Origin of the sequence: Clostridioides sp. ES-S-0005-03 (genome assembly GCF_020658455.1) — a bacterium.
Lineage (GTDB): Bacteria > Bacillota > Clostridia > Peptostreptococcales > Peptostreptococcaceae > Clostridioides.
In genome coordinates, this window is sequence record NZ_JACVWI010000012.1 from 1 (window position 1) to 18,308 (window position 18,308).

28 protein-coding genes are annotated in these 18,308 nt (G+C 26.9%); 18 read left to right on the plus strand and 10 right to left on the minus strand.

Annotation, left to right across the window (positions count from 1 at the left end):
• From IC218_RS20975 to IC218_RS21015, 9 genes are all read left to right on the plus strand, one after another.
• Nucleotides 1-256 (plus strand): hypothetical protein (locus IC218_RS20975; protein ID WP_227825414.1); only part of this gene is annotated, 256 nt, incomplete at its 5' end.
• 16 nt (nucleotides 257-272) lie between these two features.
• Nucleotides 273-1,739 carry a hypothetical protein gene (locus IC218_RS20980; RefSeq protein WP_227825415.1) on the plus strand — a complete coding sequence of 489 codons (1,467 nt, stop codon included), beginning with the start codon at nucleotides 273-275 and terminating at the stop codon, nucleotides 1,737-1,739.
• A gap of 16 nt (nucleotides 1,740-1,755) precedes the next feature.
• Nucleotides 1,756-2,052: a hypothetical protein gene (locus tag IC218_RS20985; protein WP_227825416.1), complete on the plus strand. Its 297-nt coding sequence runs from the start codon at nucleotides 1,756-1,758 to the stop codon at nucleotides 2,050-2,052.
• Nucleotides 2,052-2,234: a hypothetical protein gene (locus tag IC218_RS20990; RefSeq protein ID WP_227825417.1), complete on the plus strand. Its 183-nt coding sequence runs from the start codon at nucleotides 2,052-2,054 to the stop codon at nucleotides 2,232-2,234. The genes IC218_RS20985 and IC218_RS20990 overlap by 1 nt, the downstream gene beginning before the upstream one ends.
• A gap of 63 nt (nucleotides 2,235-2,297) precedes the next feature.
• Nucleotides 2,298-2,726, plus strand: a complete 429-nt coding sequence (locus tag IC218_RS20995; protein ID WP_227825418.1) for a phage holin family protein — start codon at nucleotides 2,298-2,300, stop codon at nucleotides 2,724-2,726.
• 3 nt (nucleotides 2,727-2,729) lie between these two features.
• Nucleotides 2,730-3,524, plus strand: coding sequence for an N-acetylmuramoyl-L-alanine amidase (locus IC218_RS21000; protein ID WP_227825419.1), 795 nt, complete (start codon nucleotides 2,730-2,732; stop codon nucleotides 3,522-3,524).
• Nucleotides 3,525-3,583: 59 nt separating this feature from the next.
• The gene (locus IC218_RS21005; RefSeq protein WP_227825420.1) at nucleotides 3,584-3,850 is read left to right on the plus strand and encodes a hypothetical protein; all 267 of its coding nucleotides are present in this window, start codon (nucleotides 3,584-3,586) and stop codon (nucleotides 3,848-3,850) included.
• Nucleotides 3,851-3,856: 6 nt separating this feature from the next.
• Nucleotides 3,857-4,345 (plus strand): DNA methyltransferase, encoded by a 489-nt coding sequence (locus IC218_RS21010; RefSeq protein ID WP_227825471.1) that lies wholly within the window; start codon nucleotides 3,857-3,859, stop codon nucleotides 4,343-4,345.
• A 131-nt stretch (nucleotides 4,346-4,476) separates the two neighbouring features.
• Nucleotides 4,477-4,812 carry a BlaI/MecI/CopY family transcriptional regulator gene (locus tag IC218_RS21015; RefSeq protein WP_227825421.1) on the plus strand — a complete coding sequence of 112 codons (336 nt, stop codon included), beginning with the start codon at nucleotides 4,477-4,479 and terminating at the stop codon, nucleotides 4,810-4,812.
• A 10-nt stretch (nucleotides 4,813-4,822) separates the two neighbouring features.
• Here the strand turns inward: IC218_RS21015 and IC218_RS21020 are convergent, their stop codons facing one another.
• From IC218_RS21020 to IC218_RS21030, 3 genes are all read right to left on the minus strand, one after another.
• On the minus strand, nucleotides 4,823-5,338 hold the full coding sequence (locus IC218_RS21020) for a hypothetical protein (RefSeq protein WP_227825422.1): 516 nt from the start codon (nucleotides 5,336-5,338) through the stop codon (nucleotides 4,823-4,825).
• A gap of 82 nt (nucleotides 5,339-5,420) precedes the next feature.
• Nucleotides 5,421-6,326 (minus strand): ParM/StbA family protein, encoded by a 906-nt coding sequence (locus IC218_RS21025; RefSeq protein WP_227825423.1) that lies wholly within the window; start codon nucleotides 6,324-6,326, stop codon nucleotides 5,421-5,423.
• Between the two features lie 18 nt (nucleotides 6,327-6,344).
• A complete protein-coding gene (locus IC218_RS21030; RefSeq protein WP_227825424.1) occupies nucleotides 6,345-6,548 on the minus strand; it encodes a hypothetical protein in 204 nt (67 codons plus the stop codon).
• 602 nt (nucleotides 6,549-7,150) lie between these two features.
• On the opposite strand from IC218_RS21030, the gene IC218_RS21035 reads away from it, so the two are divergent.
• Nucleotides 7,151-7,744 carry a hypothetical protein gene (locus IC218_RS21035; protein WP_227483849.1) on the plus strand — a complete coding sequence of 198 codons (594 nt, stop codon included), beginning with the start codon at nucleotides 7,151-7,153 and terminating at the stop codon, nucleotides 7,742-7,744.
• A gap of 635 nt (nucleotides 7,745-8,379) precedes the next feature.
• Here IC218_RS21035 and IC218_RS21040 read toward each other — a convergent pair.
• The 4 genes from IC218_RS21040 to IC218_RS21055 form a co-directional block, all read right to left on the minus strand.
• Entirely contained in the window at nucleotides 8,380-8,532 is a 153-nt protein-coding gene (locus IC218_RS21040) for a type I toxin-antitoxin system toxin (protein WP_054277857.1), read from the minus strand.
• A gap of 119 nt (nucleotides 8,533-8,651) precedes the next feature.
• Entirely contained in the window at nucleotides 8,652-9,395 is a 744-nt protein-coding gene (locus tag IC218_RS21045) for an endonuclease (protein ID WP_227825425.1), read from the minus strand.
• Between the two features lie 65 nt (nucleotides 9,396-9,460).
• Nucleotides 9,461-10,696, minus strand: a complete 1,236-nt coding sequence (locus tag IC218_RS21050; RefSeq protein WP_227825426.1) for a replication initiation protein — start codon at nucleotides 10,694-10,696, stop codon at nucleotides 9,461-9,463.
• Nucleotides 10,697-10,750: 54 nt separating this feature from the next.
• A complete protein-coding gene (locus IC218_RS21055; RefSeq protein WP_227825427.1) occupies nucleotides 10,751-11,467 on the minus strand; it encodes a GIY-YIG nuclease family protein in 717 nt (238 codons plus the stop codon).
• 408 nt (nucleotides 11,468-11,875) lie between these two features.
• Between IC218_RS21055 and IC218_RS21060 the strand changes: the two genes are divergently transcribed.
• Nucleotides 11,876-12,565, plus strand: coding sequence for a helix-turn-helix domain-containing protein (locus tag IC218_RS21060; RefSeq protein ID WP_227825428.1), 690 nt, complete (start codon nucleotides 11,876-11,878; stop codon nucleotides 12,563-12,565).
• 148 nt (nucleotides 12,566-12,713) lie between these two features.
• On the opposite strand, the gene IC218_RS21065 is transcribed toward IC218_RS21060, so the two are convergent.
• Nucleotides 12,714-13,097 carry a BlaI/MecI/CopY family transcriptional regulator gene (locus IC218_RS21065; RefSeq protein WP_227825429.1) on the minus strand — a complete coding sequence of 128 codons (384 nt, stop codon included), beginning with the start codon at nucleotides 13,095-13,097 and terminating at the stop codon, nucleotides 12,714-12,716.
• Between the two features lie 372 nt (nucleotides 13,098-13,469).
• Between IC218_RS21065 and IC218_RS21070 the strand changes: the two genes are divergently transcribed.
• A complete protein-coding gene (locus IC218_RS21070; protein ID WP_054277862.1) occupies nucleotides 13,470-13,976 on the plus strand; it encodes an FxLYD domain-containing protein in 507 nt (168 codons plus the stop codon).
• 549 nt (nucleotides 13,977-14,525) lie between these two features.
• Here the strand turns inward: IC218_RS21070 and IC218_RS21075 are convergent.
• Nucleotides 14,526-14,897 carry a helix-turn-helix domain-containing protein gene (locus IC218_RS21075; protein WP_227825430.1) on the minus strand — a complete coding sequence of 124 codons (372 nt, stop codon included), beginning with the start codon at nucleotides 14,895-14,897 and terminating at the stop codon, nucleotides 14,526-14,528.
• Nucleotides 14,898-15,055: 158 nt separating this feature from the next.
• Here IC218_RS21075 and IC218_RS21080 point away from each other — a divergent pair, with 158 nt between their 5' ends.
• From IC218_RS21080 to IC218_RS21095, 4 genes are read left to right on the plus strand one after another with little or no spacing between them, the layout of a single operon-like run.
• Complete coding sequence (locus IC218_RS21080; protein ID WP_021402925.1) at nucleotides 15,056-15,232, plus strand: hypothetical protein; 177 nt, start codon at nucleotides 15,056-15,058, stop codon at nucleotides 15,230-15,232.
• Between the two features lie 16 nt (nucleotides 15,233-15,248).
• Complete coding sequence (locus tag IC218_RS21085) at nucleotides 15,249-15,467, plus strand: hypothetical protein (protein ID WP_227825431.1); 219 nt, start codon at nucleotides 15,249-15,251, stop codon at nucleotides 15,465-15,467.
• Nucleotides 15,468-15,496: 29 nt separating this feature from the next.
• Nucleotides 15,497-16,519, plus strand: a complete 1,023-nt coding sequence (locus IC218_RS21090; RefSeq protein ID WP_227825432.1) for a helix-turn-helix domain-containing protein — start codon at nucleotides 15,497-15,499, stop codon at nucleotides 16,517-16,519.
• A gap of 27 nt (nucleotides 16,520-16,546) precedes the next feature.
• A complete protein-coding gene (locus IC218_RS21095) occupies nucleotides 16,547-16,732 on the plus strand; it encodes a hypothetical protein (RefSeq protein WP_227825433.1) in 186 nt (61 codons plus the stop codon).
• Here IC218_RS21095 and IC218_RS21100 read toward each other — a convergent pair whose 3' ends face one another.
• Nucleotides 16,733-17,422 carry a hypothetical protein gene (locus tag IC218_RS21100; RefSeq protein ID WP_227825434.1) on the minus strand — a complete coding sequence of 230 codons (690 nt, stop codon included), beginning with the start codon at nucleotides 17,420-17,422 and terminating at the stop codon, nucleotides 16,733-16,735.
• Nucleotides 17,423-17,548: 126 nt separating this feature from the next.
• Here IC218_RS21100 and IC218_RS21105 point away from each other — a divergent pair, with 126 nt between their 5' ends.
• Nucleotides 17,549-17,806, plus strand: coding sequence for a hypothetical protein (locus IC218_RS21105; RefSeq protein WP_227825435.1), 258 nt, complete (start codon nucleotides 17,549-17,551; stop codon nucleotides 17,804-17,806).
• Between the two features lie 20 nt (nucleotides 17,807-17,826).
• Nucleotides 17,827-18,288 (plus strand): hypothetical protein, encoded by a 462-nt coding sequence (locus tag IC218_RS21110; RefSeq protein ID WP_227825436.1) that lies wholly within the window; start codon nucleotides 17,827-17,829, stop codon nucleotides 18,286-18,288.
• Nucleotides 18,289-18,308 lie beyond the last annotated feature (20 nt).

Sequence of the window (18,308 nt, forward strand, 5' to 3'; positions counted from 1 at the left end):
AGATTTAAATGGAAAAATAGGAGATACAACACTACTTGAAACAACAGATAAAACAAATATAGTTAGTGCAATAAATGAGGTAAAGACTAGTGTAGATAGTATAGAAACAACAGCAGATAAAACAAGTATAAAAGATACAGATAACTTATTTGAAAGTGATAATGTTGAGGGAGCATTAAAAGAAGTAATGCAAGAAGTGAAAGGTAATAGAACTAGTATTATATCAAGTATAAATAGTAATCTAATACCAATGTAGAAAGAGAGGTGACAAAGTGAGATATTATGAAAGAACAACAGAAATGAAAAAGAGAAGGGGGATATATTCTGAAATTGATTTGTATGAAAATCAACAAGCATTTAAATACACTAGTGAACCAGATTGGAATTATGTAGGTACTTTTGGAAGAAGTAATATAAAAAATATTTCTATAAATCAAAGCACAAGTATATTCTTAACCACAAATAATATATATAAAATCCGTTACTCTGATAATAGTAAAGCAACTGTAACAGATTTGGAAATGAAACAAATACTTGATATTACATTTATAAAAGACCCTATAATTAACTTAACTCCAAGTGATATTAATAGAGGTTGTACTATAGATTATAGTATTGAAGACAATGAACCTACTCAAAAATTCATAGTAACAGAAAAATTAAATGGAACAGTTATAGCAAAAAAACCTAATTCTATTGGTGGCAACTATAGCATTGTACTTACAGATGAACAGATATTGCCACTACAAGTAAACTCACAAAATAATATAACTATAGAAATAAGTACAGAGCAAGGGGGATTAGTTACAAGTAAAACAGCAACATTTACAAGAACAAATAATAAACCAGTTATTAAAGTTAATTCATATAATTCTAATACTGCAAAATTTATAGCATCTGACTTAGATAATAACTTATCTAAAATAGAATGGTATTTAGATGATGTAATAAAAGAAACTTTTATGACAGATTTAACAACAGAAAAAACAATAAACTATGAACTTACAGACAATGCAATACACACACTTAAAATAGTAGCTACAGACGCAGAGAGTGCAACTGTTGAGAAGGTTTTGAGTATAAGTAAAGAAATAATGCCACTTCAATCGGATGCAACTTTACAAGATATATCGTCTAAATTAGTAGAAATTGGAGAAGGGTTTAGAAATGGGAAAACAAGTATTATAAATACTTTAGCATTAAAGAATATAGAAGCAAATTTAAATAATACACTCGTAGAATTATCAGAGAAAATTAAAACGAGTTTTGATAGTGGGGATGCTAGTATTGAGGATTTAACAAGCAAATTAACACAGGCTAATAATACTATAACACAGTTAAATTCTAAATATAAGGTTGCTAGTGGTAGCAGTGTTGTTAATAGTTGCACCAATATGAAAGGCTTTTATTTTAATAGTGATTATCTATTTTTATTTCCTGGAGCCATTCAAATTAACGGACTTAATTTTGTTCCTAATATATTTTTTACTACTTTTGAATTAATTGATAGTGGTTATTTTCGCAAATTTTTTGTTTTTGCTTGTCGTGGTATTTTCACTCAGGATTTTGTAATTACTGCACATTATCACCGCTTAGAAACATATTTAAAAGATTTTAAAGTTGAAGGCGAAGTTCTTAAATTAAATGAACGTGATGTTTATATGGATAATAGAGGTATACAACTTCCCTGCCAAAGACAAGGTTCTTCTTTTAAGTGGCAAGCTATAAAATTTACTTAATAAATGAGGTGATAAAATGAATAGACCAAATAGAATTATATGTGACCAAACAGGCAAAATACTCTTGCAAACAGGAGAAGCAACAGGAGATATATTAGAACATGATGAAATAACAGAATTACATTGTATTGATGTTCCGTATGGAAGTATTGATTATGCTAAAAACAGAGTTATAGGTATAAATATAGAAACTAAACAACCTATCTTAGAAGAAATACCAGTATATGTAAGTGAAGCAGAAAAAGAAAAACAAGAGTTAGAAAATCAATTACTTTTATTAATAAATCAAGAAATCGGAGGAGGAATTTTATAATGAGTATAAATAATGTTGTAGTAAGAATATTAGCAGAGAGAATATTAAACAAAGGATTAAACCCTTTGAAAAATAGACCTTTTGAACTGGATGACGTTACTAACGCAGAGTACAGGAAAGCTGTAGAGGATTATATTATAGAGCATAGTGGAGTAGTAGAAGGAACAGAACCAACAATATAGGTTCTTTTTTTATGGGCTTAGATAATTTCTAAGTCCTATTTTAATGAAAAATTAGGAGGAAGCATGAACATAACAATAGTTTTTTTAGCAACAAATATATTTATAAAGTTAGTAATATTAGCAATAGCTTTTGATACTCTTTTAGGATGTTTAAGAGCAATAAAAACACATCAGTTTAATAGTTCTTTTGGCATAAATGGAGGAATAAGAAAAGTTGCAATGATAGCATGTATATTTTTTTTAGCAGTAGTTGACATACTTACAAGGTTTAACTTTTTATTTATGTTACCACAAGAATGGATTGATTTTCTGAGATTAAATCATCTTGGAATATCTGAATTTTTCTCTATTTTATTCATTTTGTATGAAAGTGTAAGTATATTAAAAAATATGTACTTATGTGGATTGCCAGTGCCTAAAAAACTAAAGGAGAAAATAGGCAATTTACTAGATACAATGACAGACGAATTAAAAGTTAAGGGAGGAAAATAAACAATGAAAATAGCAATAGTACCAGGTCATACGCTAACAGGTAAAGGAACAGGAGCAGTTGGCTATATAGATGAAGGAAAAGAAAATAGAATACTAACTGATTTAATTGTCAAATGGTTAAAACAAGGTGGAGCAACTGTATATACTGGCAAGATAGATAAATCGAATAATTATCTATCTGAACAATGTCAAATAGCAAATAAACAAGACATAGACTTAGCAGTGCAAATCCATTTCAATGCAAATAATACAACCCTAAATCCTATGGGTACAGAAACTATATATAAAACTAATAATGGCAAAATGTATGCAAATAGAGTCAATGATAAACTATCAATGGTATTTAAAAATAGAGGTGCTAAAGTGGATGCAAGAGGTCTTTATTGGCTTGGTCATACAAAAGCACCAGCAATATTAATTGAAGTATGTTTTGTAGATAGTAAAGCAGATACGGAATATTATATTAGGCATAAAGATATAGTTGCAAAATTAATAGCTGAGGGTATTTTAAATAAAAAAATAGATAACGAGGGAGTTAAACAAATGTACAAACATACAATAGTTTATGATGGAGAAGTTGACAAAATACTTGCAACTGTACTTGGTTGGAAATATAGTGACGGAAAAATATTAATATGTGATATAAAAGATTATGTACCAGGCCAAACCGAAAACTTATATATTGTGGGTGGAGGAGCATGCAATAAGATAAATTCTATGACTAACGAAAATTATACTATGATAAAAGGTAGCGATAGATTTGATACACTTAATAAGATATTATATTTTATCAAATAATAAATTGCTGCAATATCTAATCAATATAAAATTTTATTCAACTTAGGAGGATTTGCAACATGCTTAACATAGAAAAATATAAATTATACAATGGAAATTGTTTAGAAGTAATGAATCTAATAGAAGATAAAACAATAGATTTAATTCTTTGCGATCTTCCTTATGGCACTACTAATTGCAAATGGGATACAGTAATTCCTTTCAAATCGCTTTGGAATCAATACAATAGAATTATAAAGAATGGAGGTGCCATAGTACTATTTTCAGCACAGCCATTTACTACAAACTTGATAAATTCAAATATTAAAAATTATAAATATTCTTAGTATTGGATAAAAAATACTACAACAGGATTTACATTTTCTAAATACCAGCCACTTCGAAAAGTAGAAGATATTAATGTCTTCTATAAAAAGGCCCCTTTATACAATCCTCAAGGCTTAAAAAAATTAGGCAAACCTATTGCATGTAAAAAGAAAAGTAAAACTAAAGATGGGATATATAGACATCATACTTTGTCAAAAGAATATGTTCAAGAATATACAAATTATCCTAATAACGTTCTGTATTTTAATAAAGAAACAAATTGCATCCATCCAACTCAAAAGCCAACAGATCTTTTAGAATATCTTATAAGAACTTATACAAAAGAAAATGAACTTGTGCTAGATAATTGCTTTGGATCTGGTAATACAGGTGTAGCATGTGCAAATACAGGCAGAAAATTTTTTGGAATAGAGTTAGATAACAATTATTTTCTTCAAGGTAAAAATAGAATTGAAAGAGCATATAGAGACAATATAGTAGCTAGTAAAAAATAAGATAGATATTAGTTAAAATAAAGTAAGAAGTGGCAGGTTCCTCCTGCCACCTTTTTTTTGGAATAACTTACCTGCGTTATTTTAATTAAAAAGATGTTACTATATTATAAACCATTTATAAGGAGTACATCATGTTGAAACAAAATTTAAAACGTGGCGAATTAAGCATAATGAAAATCTTTTGGAAAAGAAGTTCAAGCATATCAAATAAAGAAATTATTCGCCTCTGTAATGAAAAATACAAGTGGCGGAAATCCACAACAAAAATTCTACTTAAAAGACTTGTTAAAAAAAGAGTTCTGCTTAAGAGAATTAAAATTTTCCACATATATTACATACCTATAGTTACAGAAAAGGAATATTTTAAATGCAAAATAAATAATTTAGAGCCAAATTATTTAGATGGATATTTTATTCGATTAATGTCCACTGTACATAGATTTAAAAATTTAGATGAAGAAGATTAAGTATCTCCCTTCATCTACTCTTGACATATTTCAATAAACTTTCAAGTAAAAGTTGACTCAGCAAATCATGCTTATCATAATGTTTATTTTCATCTGCAAATTTATTAAACATTTCCCACACTGTATTATTCACCCTAATTGTTGTTCTTTTTATAGAATCATCTGGAAGATTTATAGATATATCACCTTCTCTAATGACATCTATATGATAACTATCATCTTTAGTTTTAAACCATTCCAGCACACTCTTTATATTATCAATTTCACTAGATAAATATTTAATATCATCATCAATTTTATTATCAATGATACTTATATGATATTTGTCATCATCAATTTTGTTATCCTCTACAAACCTATTTCCAACTCTTTTATATCCTTTTTTATTAAGCCACTTTCTTATAGTGCTTTCATTTACTTCTAACTCATCTCCAACTTTTTTAAGACTTTCAAATTCATTTAATTTATTATTAATACAATCAACAACTTCATTAATATTTTTTTCTTTTAAATCACTCCAAGTCATATATAAACCTCCAAAAAAAATAATAGATTACAAGTATCATATACTTGTAATCTATTATACATACTATAAACTAAATCCTTTTTTATTTCATCATTTTTTTGTATCCTTTTGCATTTGCAAAAACATGTTTATCTACATCACTCATGACTATTATACCAGTTATATTCTTTTTAAATGCTTCACCTAACAATTTAGCACCTCCACCCATAACGACAACCGCAGCTGTACTGATTGGATAATTTAATTTTAACTCGTTATAAATTTGCTTAAACAATGAAACAGATGCATCTATATTTTTCTTTATGTCTTGTTTTTCACCATTTAAGAAAAATCCTTTATCTATGTAGTCTTGTATTTTTTCTCTTTTTATCTCAACTTTACCTAAAAATCTTTCATCCATTTCAAGAGATTTTTTTATTGCATCATATATATTTATCGTCCCTATGTTTATAGAGTAAGGATCAGTTGCTTTATTTCCTTGCACAAGTGCAATATCTGTTGTCTTCCCACCAATATCAACTAAAACAACATCTCTTCCTGCAACTTGGCCAACTATATCTTTTGCATAGTGCAGATAACCAGTTATACCCTCTGGGAATACTTGCACAGATCTTATTGTTATATCTCTTTTATTTGTCTCATTTCCTCTTGCAAATTCAACATGATATTCTTTTCCTTGTAACTTTTCAATAAGATCTTTTTTTAGCCCAGCAAATTGCTTAACTGGTAGGCCTAGTCCTAGATCAACAGTTTCATCATCTGTATTTCTACATATAGCCCCTAATAGTAGTGGCAGGAAGTTTTCTTTCTCATATTTAACTATATTTATTTCCTCATCACCTTCGCCTAAATAATACGTTTTATTACCTATTTTAATACTATCCGAATCTGAACCAAAATTTCTTACATCTGTAACCTTGCTTTCAAAAATATCATCTGTACTTGTTTTAACTGCATAATTTCCAATATCTATACCTAATCTACTCATTTGCATTATTTCCCCCTTTTATTCTAAACTTCCAAAATCAAAATTATTTGCTGGATCTTCTACTTCTTTTTTCTGTTCAACCATAGCATTATCCTTTTTTTTGTTCATTTCTTCCCAAACTAACTCTTTTAAATACGCTGTAGCCGATATTTTGTCCTCTAAAAACTTCTCTATAGCCTTTTCTTTTTCATTATTTTTAAATGTCAAAAGTATTTTAGCCATACACTCACTTCCTTTTTATATAAATATTATAAAATTTATTAATATTTATATATATTTTAATATATTTTACATAATAATTCAATAGTTTTATGAAAAATTTTATTATAAAAATACATAAATTTATTAATATTTATATACATTTATATATATTTATATATTTTCACAAGATACTTATTTTATTTTGCACAAAAAAGAGTGTTTCACTTATTTCTAAACACTCTTTTCATAGATAATTATTTCTTTTTCAAATTTATAGTTTCCTCAGACCCATCTCCTTGGTATTTCCCATTTTTTTGACCTTTTATTATTTTTTCTTGGCCAACCTCTATATCTTCATTCACAGTTCTAATTACTTCTTTGCCAGCTAAAAACTTATATGAGTATTCAAATTTTTGCTTAAGCCCTTCCTTTTCATGTACTTTATTTCTAATGACGATTCTTTTTCAGAAGTCGAAAGTTCAACTTTTCCAATTTTCTAAATATTTTTACTTTTTTCTATTCTATTGCAATAGAATATATGATATAATTTAAAAAAGGAGGATTCAATAGCAGTTCTGACTGGTAATATTTAACCAGACAAATTAATAAGAAAGGGTGATTTTATGAAAAAATTTTCTAAATTATTTATTTATCTATCTTTAATGTTTTCTCTAATACTATTGATAACAGGCAGAAGTTATGCAAGTGACTCAAGCAACGAAATAATACATAAAGTTAAAGTTACAATTACAAACGATCAAACAGGAGAAATCACTACTTTAAATCCAATTGCATATAATAATAAATCAACAAATACAGGATGTGAAGTTTTTATTCCAATAGGAGAATTGATTACTCCTTTTGAATCTACAGGTGGAACACACACATCAGGAGGAGTAACCGCTAAGTTGAATGTTGATTATGATGTTAATTCTACCAATGAAAAAGTCAGATTAAATAGAGTTTATGGTAGTTGGACTCCAAACTCTAGTTTATATACTTTATCAAATAGGTCAGTTAATGCACATTCTGGTGTTATTACTGGTAAAAAATTAACTAAGAGCCCAACATCAAATACTTTCTCATATACTACTGGATGGGGATACAACGATAGAGCTTGGGGCAATAATGCACCAAGAGCTTGGAGCAGTGCTAAAATTCATGTTCAGGGGATGACTGCAACACATACGATTAATGTCGAGTTCACATACTCTTAAAATTTTGAAAGTAGTTGGTGATTATGAATAAAGAAAATATATTAAATAATATATTTCTTATTATTTATCCTTTTCTAGTATTAATAGCTATGTTTTTTAACTCATCATTATATGAACAAATAATAAGATTTAATATTAATAAACTTCAATTCCTAATTTTTATATTAGTTTATTTTTTAATATTTGCATTATTTATATATAAATTTTTCATAAAAAAAGAAAGTTTTCATATAATATCTTTGATTATAGGCATAATTTGTATAATAATAATGCAAATTCCACAAGTCTTATTAAAGATTTCACACAATTTATTCAATATTGTTTATAATCAACTTCAATTAGAGATATTTATGTTTGGAACAATTTTAACTCTATATATAATAATGATTATTATGTATTATAAAAAAAATAATAAAAAAACAAGAGATTAATACCTCTTGTTTTTTTATTATTTTAAAGTTTATCTAAAAATTTTTTATATTTACTATTTAACAATTCCATAAAAGAGATTTTTGACAATCCAATTTTAACAATTCAATATAAGATTGTATCATTTTGAAGATTTTGTGATATAATAAAAGCAAGAAGAACTACAATCTATTTTGCGTTAGAGTGGAGTTCATCATAAACATAGTTTATTTTTTGAATTTAAACATAAATTTAAATTCAACCTGTAAGTCACTCTTTGCGCGAGAGTGGCTTTTTGCTTTTTTGAATAGTTTACTAATTAAGTAAACTACCACGCTAGCAGTTAAACTAGCTAAAACGTTAAACAAAAAGTTATCCATGAACTCACCTCCCCTCGAATCGTTGGGAGGATAATCTTTTGTACATGAACTCCACTCTATAGATTGTATATTACGCTCTTCTTGCTAGATTTAATTATACCATATTTTGCAATATCTGGTTAATAACTTGTACTGCAATAATCAGAAAGCCTATCCCATTCGCAATTAATATCAATTATCTTAAGAATGTCATTAACTTGACTATTTAAATCTTTAATACTTGTCTTAGGCATCAAAGGATCTTCTGCAATCTTTTTCAAAAAATCAAATTTAATAATTATATCTATTTTTTTAGATGTGTTTTCAGATTCCATTAAAATTAAGTCCTCTAATCCATTGCTCCCTAATGTACTATAAACGACTTTTAATACAGTTAAACCAAAGTTATTTGTTTCTACTTCTGTATTTTTTCCTTGTAAAAAACAACTTATTTTTATATCCTTATTTCCGATAGATATTTCTTTATTAATGCTTAACTCTTTTAATTTTTTTAATATATCTAGTGAGTATTCATCCACTTGATAAGTTATCCCATAGCCTAGAGCCTTCAAATCTATTGAGAAATCCTCTTTTAGATATTCCTTCCATACTGAATCATATGAAAACAAAGTCTTATTTGTATTCATTTTCCCTTTTCCAACTTTATTGAATTTAGGCTTCAGTTTATTTATTAAATACATCTCATAGAAATCCATAACATATTTATCATCCAACATCATGTATTCAAATCTTAAATCTTGATTACACCAATCTTCTTTTTTATTAGTTAAATGGTCAGAATGTCTATTACAGATATTTTCCGTTTTTCCAACATATAGACACTCCTCTGTTATTGGATTAATATATTTATAAACACAATACATACTTATTTCTCCTATTCTTAATTAGATCAGCAGCACAAACTACTACTAAATTTATTATTCAAATATTATTTATAATAATATCCTTCTCTATTTACTATCCCTTGATCAAATAAATTCTGTCTTACAGTTTCAAGTTTTACAGGACCTTTACTATAATCAATTTCTCTCTTGTCTTCCTCAAGTTTTTCATTATTCCAATATAAATCTAGTTCCCCTTTAAACTTTAAATCATCATTTTGATCAATTATACTTTCGCTTATTTTATTTGAAAGAGTTGATTTGAAGAAATCATAATTTTTTGTGCTTATAATATCAGTATCATCTCTTTCAAATGATATAGCAATTGCCTTGTTAAATGCTTGCTCATAAATATAATTTTTAAAATCAAACTCTTTGAAATCTGTTTTAAACATTCTAACTGTTCCTTTGGTGAATGTAGTTTTATCTGGGATATAAAATTCATCAGTTTCATTGCTTCCAATTCCAATTGTTTCTTTTTCTTCCTCAATCTTAAAACTAGGCTCAACAACGCTCATAATATTATTTTCAAAGTATTTTCTTGAATCTAAATCCTTTACAGAAAAATCTATAGAAGTTACTTTTTTTCCAGTTTTATTCTCTTGCATTTTTATGCTAAATAATTCTAACTCATTTAATTCTTTAACAGCTGGTAAAATTACTTTATTTTTAAAATTGGCATATGTATCATATGATTTTTTCTTTTCTAACATAAAAAATTCTTTAATTTCATCAACACTATATGTTATGACTTGCTTTGTATTGCTCCAAAGCCTTAAAAGTTCATACAATCTATATGAGTAAACACCTTTTAAGGAAAACATAAGTGCTAAATTTAAAGGAGTATATCCAAAACTCTTATATGTAATAAGCATATCATATATAACATTATCAATACAAAATACATAAGAATCATCATCACTTCTATATGAGTATTTAAGTATAAACCCAAAAACTGACCAATCTTTTTTTCCATTTTTCTTTTCAACTTCATAGTAAACTGGCTTTTGTCTTAAGCCTTCAAAAACTCTATCTAGTTTAGATTTTTCAATATATTGCTTTGATGATGATACTTCTAAAAATTTTTCTCTTTCAATAGCTATAGCTATATAATCATCATATTTTTTTATATTTTTCATACTTTTATAAACTTCTACCTCTACTTGAAGATTATATAGTATAAATAAATACATTCTAAGTTCAGAAGCATTTAGATTATATTTTGCTCTTATCATAGCATTATGCTTATTTAATAACATTAGTTTATTTTCATCTTTTTCCATAAGTAATTTTCTCCTATATTTATTATCAAACTAGTTGTCGTCAAAAAAGTAATATTAACACCCAAACAACTCTAATGCATGCTCCCAAGTGTAATCAAGTCTTATTATGCTAAGAACTTCATTTATAAGTTTACCTAATTTATACATTTCATCTTCTAAATAAGGTAAATCTTTCAATCTTTTCAATACATGTATTCTGACTACAACAAAATCCCCCTCCCAAGATAGCACTTGACTGAATCCAGAACACTTTATCGCATTATAACTAATATTTATTATTTCTGGTTCTATAATATCCTTAAAAGGTTTTATATCTTTATAGCTATATTTAATTTTCAAGTTATTATTTTCGTAACTTATTTCAGTATTAAGATTTAATTTTCTCATTTCTTTTAATATATCTAACATCCTTTGATTTACTTTACAATCTATGCCTATATTTTTTCCTTTTGATTTTAAATCCTTTAAAAACTTCTCCTTAGAGTATTCTATCCATACGCCATTATATTCAAATTTTGCATTAGCAGTATTTATTTTTCCTTTTCCAACTTTATTGAATCTAGGCTCTAACTTATTTATTAAATACATTTCAAAATAATCTGTAGTATATCTATCTTCAACTTCAATGTATTCCAATTTCAACTTTGTAGTACACCATTCCTCTTTTTTATTAGTCAAATGTTCTCCATGTCTACTACTTAAATTTTTTGTTTTACCTACATAAACACAATTATCATTTTCTGGTTCAATATATTTATAAACATAATACATAATAGAGTTTCTCCTTTGCAAAATATATAATTACATTATAAATATTACCAGTTTTTAAATCAAGTAACATTTCGTCAAAAAAGTAATATTTATCGTTACAAAAGTAATACTTGTCGTCAAAAAAGTAATATTTATCGTTACAAAAGTAATACTTGTCGTCAAAAAAGTAATATTTATCGTTACAAAAGTAATATTTACGACTCTCAGTTGCAGTATTACCAAGCATTACAGGCTTGTCTAAACACTATTAAACACTATTAAAAGCTTTTTAAAGACTATTAAAGAACAGTAAAGACGTCTGAACTATTCTTTTTTTAATATAAAAACTTTATTATTTATTTTTCTAGTATACTTTAAATACTTAATAAAAATAAATTCTTACAAAAGATTGGAGATGAAGAATTTTTTATGCTTGAAAACGGAAAACAAACCTCAGAAGAAATTTACTTACCAATAGCAACGCATTGTTTAAAGGATAAACAATATTACATAAAAGAATATGGAGCACTATTAATAAAAAGTGCTGAAAGTAGTGAGATTTTTAATACTCATAAAAATAGGATTTTGTATAAGAATAAACTTAACATTCAAGAAATAGCAAATGAATTGAATGTTAACAAAACAACAATCCAAAGAAATATAAAAAGACTAGAAAAATTAGATTTTAAAATACTAAAAATAGAAAATACCTTAAATGGAATTGCGTATTGTTTACCTTCAGAAAATAATATTGATACCAATAAATTTGTAACTATACGTTATGAAATGCTTAAAAAAATGGTAAATAACTTTAAATCAAACACAATGAAAGTATATTTTTTACTGAAAACAATCACTACAGAAACTAATTTTGAGCCTGCAACAAATAGTTTTATAGCTGAAAATATAGGTCTGAGTTCTAAAAGTAAAAATAATTTAGACATTATAACTTCTGCTACTAAAATTTTAGAAGAACATAAGTACATTGAAACAAAAAAAGTAAATGTATATGAATATGACAAAGAAAAACTTAGAGAAGTTCCAAAGATAAAAAAAGTTTATCGAATTTGTAATTTTGATGAGTGGAAAAAGGAAATTGATAAAAATAAAGTTGATTAAATATAGTTTTAAGACATTTAGAGGCTTGTCTGACCTATTTTAATTATAAGTTTGATGTTATTTACCTAAAAGGATGTAAATTTGCTTAAAAATGGAAATATAAGGTCATATACAAAAATAGAGAACCAAATAAAAGTATATTGGCTCTCTATTTATCTTCTTCCCAATCCTCAATAAATTTCTCTAAACTTTTTAATTTATTTTCAGATACTTCTTCATCATCATGTAAAGCACTTAATAAACTTTCAAATGAATTTTTATGAAAGAAACTAAAGAAACTTTTAGTCTCAACCTTCAAATACTCTTCTTTTCCTATTAATGCTTTATAATATGTAAATCTATCTTTCTTAACAACTTCTAAAAAACCCCTACCAGTTAATCTTCTCAAAAAAGTTAACATAGTTGACTTTTTCCATTCATATTTTTCACCTAACGTTTTTAAAATTTCAGTAGATGCAACTTCTTCATCTTCACTGTCCCAAATGTACATCATTACCAAAAGTTCTGACTCTGGAATCTTTTTTATCTTCATAAATTACACCTCATTTTCAAAAGTATATCTAAAATACTATTACAATAGAGTTGACTACACAATACTAAATGTCTAAAAATATTATTCCAATTTTTACCAATTAATTTTAATTATAAAAAATACTTTATAATACTACTAATAAAAAATATTTCAAAGTAAAATCAAGAATTTATTTAATGCTATAGCCTAAAAAACAGTTCAATAGAAATGTATGCAATTAAGTACAAGCCTTTATAAATACCTTTAATACAACAAAATATTTGGGACATACCTAAAAAAAATTCTATAATCCCATAATACTACAGTTTTAGACAGAGGGGATATACTATAATATTGTTGAGGAATAATACAATAATTTGAGGGGGATTAAAAATGTCAAAAATGATTCAATGTAAATCATGTTCAAAGGAAATAGCATCTAATGCTAAATCATGCCCTAACTGTGGGGCTAAAAACAAAAAACCATTTTATAAAAGAGGTTGGTTTATAGTTGTAGTAGTTTTCGTTTTATTATATGCTATTGGCACTAGCGGAAGTGATGATACTGGAACTGATGATGGGGCAAGCCAAACAGCTAGTGTAGATAAGCCTAAAGAAGAGGTGAAAAAGGAAAAATATGAGATAGTTGGAGAAGTAACATCAGAAACAGACAGTATGGCTACTTATATAAAAGGTGTTATTAAAAATAATAGTGGTCATGATATATCATATGCACAAGTAACATTTACTTTATATGATAAGGATGGAAATCAATTAGGCACTGCAATGGACAATATAAACGATCTTAAAAAAGATGGTACTTGGAAGTTTAAGGCTATGGGAATGAATACAGATGGAGAAATCGCATCTTATGAGTTGTCAGAGATAACTGGATTCTAAAAAAAACAAAATTATGAAAGGTTATGGATTGTAGACGTAAAATTCTATTTTCCATAGCCTTTTTTTATTTTACATTATTATTGATATATAAACTCTATTTATGTAAAATTAAATTTTAAAAAATAATCAAAAATGGTAAATTTTGACATTTGATTAATGTTGAACGAGGTGTTACAATTGTAATATAAGGAAGATATATATCGAAATAATACATATAAACTACGTACGTAAAACACTTTTAAAATAATCACAATTTTACTTTCAGATTTTAAACTCATCTTAGGACATGACATACACAATCAAAAATATAGATTATATCAATTTAAAAAACTTAAAAATTGAAGAAAGGAGTCTGTTGTTTTTCAAAAGCGGGGTAATTGCAAGAATATAAATCAGAATATTTTGAAAATATGGGGGATAATTTTATGGGAGAATTAAAAAAAGAAATTATAAATTCAATTAAAAATACAAATGATGTAAAAAAATTGAAATCAATCTTAATATTTATAAAAACAATTCTCAATAAATAAAGCCGTTATTTTAACGGCTTTATTTGTCTAACTCTTTCATAAAATTAATTAAAAAATTTCTCTGATCTTTTGTAAGCTTGTTAAAAGCTATAATGACATTTTTCATGAACTTGTCATCTGAATTAATTATATTTGCTGCTATTTCTGCAACTAAATCATCATCTGATGAATCTGCAAACATCTTGCCTTCTTTGTTTTTAAGCCATTCTTCTCTGACGCCAAATTCTTTGCTTAATTGAGACGAAATTCTATCACTCAAAGGCTTGCCATTTTTTTCTATTTTAGATATAGCAGAAGGCGTCATTTTTAAAATATTTGCTAATTCGCTTTGATTTAACCCCAGTGCCTCTCTTAATGTTTTTAAAACACTTTCATCCTTTATGTTTTCCAATTTTAATCACCTCTTAAATATAATTATACAATATAAATGTGAAAAATTCAAAACAAAAATGAAAAAATAAAAAATAATTGTGAAATTTTCATATTTATATTGAAACTTTCACAAAGATGATTTATAATAAAATTATATTACAAGAGAGGTGAATAATAATGAAAAAGATAGATACAAAGAAAATATCAAAGAACATAAAAGAATCAACAGAATTTGGAATATTGTATTCTTCATTAAAAGACAAGCAGAGAGATCGAGTTCTTGGAATTATGGAAGGTATGAAAATAGCAAATGAATTGTCAGAAAATAATTTTATGGATATAAAACATTCATAAATTGGGAGGTATTAAAGTGAATGATGAAATGATTATAAAAATGTTTAACTTAAATGAAACATATAAAATGACCTCTAGAAGATTAAATTTAGAAGTAAAAGGCGTTATCACTCATATAGATAAAAACGAAATAGTCTTGGAATACTATGACAATGAATTAGAATGCATTACAACTAAAATATTGACAATAGATGACATAAAATATAATGATTACAATCTAAAACCTTTACACTAAGAAATATCTTTTAGGAGGGAGGTGGTGAAATGAATCTCTTGAGAGATGTAAGAAAAAAAGATTGGTTTTGGTTGGAAAATGATCTTATCGATAATTTAAAGTTAAATGCATATGAAAAGATGACATATATAGTTCTAGCTCGGCATGCAAATAGTGAAAGTATGTGTTTTCCTAGCAATCAAACTATAGCAAAAAAGGTTGGATGTAGCATAAACACAGCTAGGAAGGCAATAAAAACACTAGAAGAAAAACAACTTATAAAAAAGATTGCTAGAAAGAAAAATGAAAAGGAAAATGATAGTAATCTGTATTGCATTATGAGTGCGAAGGGTATATCACGAGATGACATACCTATAGCAGGAGATGATAGAGGGGTATATCACGAGATGACATACCCTATAGCAGGAGATGATAGAGGGGTATATCACCAGGTGATAGGTAACAATACTAATATTAACAATACTAATATAAGTAATGATGGTGAAGTTGCAGACTCGGTAAAAATACCAGATGGGTGCAGTAAAAATACCGTACCCCATCCAATAAAAATATCGGAACCCATCCAATATAAAAATGGTAACAAAGAGAAAAATAGTAACTTATATTTTTTAATATCTTCAAAAGCAAAGGTATGGAATGAAGTGCCTAACGTTAGGCATGATATGCCTAACCCTATGGCACCAGGTGCCTTACATGTTAGGCATGAGGTGCCTAGTAAAAAGACTAATAATAAAAAGACTTATATAAAAAGTAATACCACTCCACAAAAAGAACCTAAAACTGATTATTTAGATCTATCATTCTTGGACTTAGATATAGAAAAAGTAAAACTAACTAAAGATGAATATGACAAACTTATAAGCAAGTTTGGGAAGAAATACATACACGATAAAATTGTTAGTTTAGAAAACTATATCGTTAATGGGAAAGGGAGTAGGTATAAGAGTCACTACAGGGCTTTGTTAACCTGGGGAAATGGAGATATGAGTAAAGGTATATTAGAGCCAGTTGCAAAGGCTAAGAATCCACTTAGTGGCTTTAAAGAACTTTAAAAATTAAATGGATAGGAGGTAGACAGGATGAATGAAAAAGAAGAGACTGTTTATTTGAATAGTTCTAATGTGAAGTTATTCTTAGGAGTTAGAGATATTAAAGAATTTGATGAATTGATAGAAAATGTTAATGAGCAAGTTTATCAACTTCAAGAAGCAATTAATAAACTTGCTCGATTTAATATTGAGTTTAAGATTAAGTCAGATATTTAGTTATTTAGGCTGAATTGCTTTTGATTTTTCTGTTTTAACTTTTAAAACAATCCATGCAACAGAAAGCTCTATCAGCAATTTTAAGTCAGTTAAATCCTTATCTGTATGCTTTTGTATGTAGTGAGCATGGTCATTGCCAAGCCAAACTGCTCTTTTTGCGACTGTTTGGAGTTCTGGGAAGTTCATATTTTCGTTAATGCATTTGCCTAAAAATGATGATTTTATTACTTCTTCATTTTTAGAATCAAGTGAAATTAAATAATCTTTAATTAGGAATTCTAAGGCTTTACGGTATCCCATGCCAGCTATTTCGTCTAAGTCTTTTTGTTCAGCTATGTAAGATTGATTATAGATTTTTACAAACGCTGGAGAAATATTTGTAATTTCTTTATCGAACTCTAATAATTTAGCTTTATAGGGAAAAGAAACAGGATTATTAGTCTGATAATAATCCTCGCCTGTTTCATAAAAGAAATCATAATCTAGATCATAACGAGTAATAAAACATTCTTTGCATTTGGTACAAAGATTTAAAATGGATAAATGTTGATTAAACCCTAATAAAAAATATGAATTAAGTGTTTTAGGCATAATAGAAGTATGGCATATAGGACATTCATCTTCAATTATACATTGTATATCTACAATTTCATCAGTAACTATATTAAGTGATTCAATGCTTTTTTTCAAATAATTACCCCCTTGAAAATTTATGTATGTATATATAAATTATAGCATGTGATTCATTAGATTGTAGAATGAAACTTATAATATCTTTGAAATCTTAAAAATTAAAAGTAGATTAGGAGGTTAATTATGAAAGATGAAAAGTTAGAACTTACTGAAAAAGACTTACACTGTATTGCAAGACATTTGCAAAATGAGGTGCTAGAGATAGCATTTAGGGGAAACAGAGAAGCCCCTACGTCATGCGAAGTTTGCGATTACCTACAAGAATGTAAGGACTATTTTACTCATATAGATACTTTCGGTAAATTAAGCAAAATGACAGGTGTGAAAATTTCTATACTTAAAACTCATTGTTTAGATGAAAATCCTGAAAATATTATCTAATAAGTTAGGAGGTATGTTAAATGGAGAGCAAAGCATATGAACTTACAGAAAAAGATTTAGAAAGACTTATTGAAGGATTAAGAAATGATCCAAAAATAAGAGAAATGATACTTGAAAGTAAAAAGAATGTGGTTGATATAGATGAGATTTGCGAGAAAGTTAATGATAAGCTTGCTAGAAAATCTAAATCTTTTAAAATTCAGCATAGTAAACCTATGAAAATAATAGATTTTGATGGAAATTATGTAGAAATAAAACCAAGTAAAAATTATGAAACTAGAATAAATACAAGAAATAAATGCGAACAGTTTGTTGAGGAAAAACTTGCTTATAGAAGTTATGGATTTGAAACCTCAAAATACTATGCAAAACTTATTGCTGACATAATTGATATTTTAGTTTACAAAAATGTTCCAAAGGATCGTATTTGTGGGGTATTGTATGACGTTGAAAGGGTAATTCCTTTAGTTGTGACATTTTAATAATAAGTTAGGGGTGATTA

Excerpts from the sequence above, each read along its gene's own strand:
- IC218_RS20985 (WP_227825416.1), top strand. The coding sequence starts at position 1,756 with ATGAATAGACCAAATAGAATTATATGTGACCAAACAGGCAAAATACTC.
- IC218_RS20990 (WP_227825417.1), top strand. The coding sequence starts at position 2,052 with ATGAGTATAAATAATGTTGTAGTAAGAATATTAGCAGAGAGAATATTA.
- IC218_RS20995 (WP_227825418.1), top strand. The coding sequence starts at position 2,298 with ATGAACATAACAATAGTTTTTTTAGCAACAAATATATTTATAAAGTTA.
- IC218_RS21000 (WP_227825419.1), top strand. The coding sequence starts at position 2,730 with ATGAAAATAGCAATAGTACCAGGTCATACGCTAACAGGTAAAGGAACA.
- IC218_RS21005 (WP_227825420.1), top strand. The coding sequence starts at position 3,584 with ATGCTTAACATAGAAAAATATAAATTATACAATGGAAATTGTTTAGAA.
- IC218_RS21015 (WP_227825421.1), top strand. The coding sequence starts at position 4,477 with ATGTTGAAACAAAATTTAAAACGTGGCGAATTAAGCATAATGAAAATC.
- IC218_RS21020 (WP_227825422.1), bottom strand. The coding sequence starts at position 5,338 with ATGACTTGGAGTGATTTAAAAGAAAAAAATATTAATGAAGTTGTTGAT.
- IC218_RS21025 (WP_227825423.1), bottom strand. The coding sequence starts at position 6,326 with ATGAGTAGATTAGGTATAGATATTGGAAATTATGCAGTTAAAACAAGT.
- IC218_RS21030 (WP_227825424.1), bottom strand. The coding sequence starts at position 6,548 with ATGGCTAAAATACTTTTGACATTTAAAAATAATGAAAAAGAAAAGGCT.
- IC218_RS21035 (WP_227483849.1), top strand. The coding sequence starts at position 7,151 with ATGAAAAAATTTTCTAAATTATTTATTTATCTATCTTTAATGTTTTCT.
- IC218_RS21040 (WP_054277857.1), bottom strand. The coding sequence starts at position 8,532 with ATGGATAACTTTTTGTTTAACGTTTTAGCTAGTTTAACTGCTAGCGTG.
- IC218_RS21045 (WP_227825425.1), bottom strand. The coding sequence starts at position 9,395 with ATGTATTGTGTTTATAAATATATTAATCCAATAACAGAGGAGTGTCTA.
- IC218_RS21050 (WP_227825426.1), bottom strand. The coding sequence starts at position 10,696 with ATGGAAAAAGATGAAAATAAACTAATGTTATTAAATAAGCATAATGCT.
- IC218_RS21055 (WP_227825427.1), bottom strand. The coding sequence starts at position 11,467 with ATGTATTATGTTTATAAATATATTGAACCAGAAAATGATAATTGTGTT.
- IC218_RS21060 (WP_227825428.1), top strand. The coding sequence starts at position 11,876 with ATGCTTGAAAACGGAAAACAAACCTCAGAAGAAATTTACTTACCAATA.
- IC218_RS21065 (WP_227825429.1), bottom strand. The coding sequence starts at position 13,097 with ATGAAGATAAAAAAGATTCCAGAGTCAGAACTTTTGGTAATGATGTAC.
- IC218_RS21070 (WP_054277862.1), top strand. The coding sequence starts at position 13,470 with ATGTCAAAAATGATTCAATGTAAATCATGTTCAAAGGAAATAGCATCT.
- IC218_RS21080 (WP_021402925.1), top strand. The coding sequence starts at position 15,056 with ATGAAAAAGATAGATACAAAGAAAATATCAAAGAACATAAAAGAATCA.
- IC218_RS21090 (WP_227825432.1), top strand. The coding sequence starts at position 15,497 with ATGAATCTCTTGAGAGATGTAAGAAAAAAAGATTGGTTTTGGTTGGAA.
- IC218_RS21095 (WP_227825433.1), top strand. The coding sequence starts at position 16,547 with ATGAATGAAAAAGAAGAGACTGTTTATTTGAATAGTTCTAATGTGAAG.
- IC218_RS21105 (WP_227825435.1), top strand. The coding sequence starts at position 17,549 with ATGAAAGATGAAAAGTTAGAACTTACTGAAAAAGACTTACACTGTATT.
- IC218_RS21110 (WP_227825436.1), top strand. The coding sequence starts at position 17,827 with ATGGAGAGCAAAGCATATGAACTTACAGAAAAAGATTTAGAAAGACTT.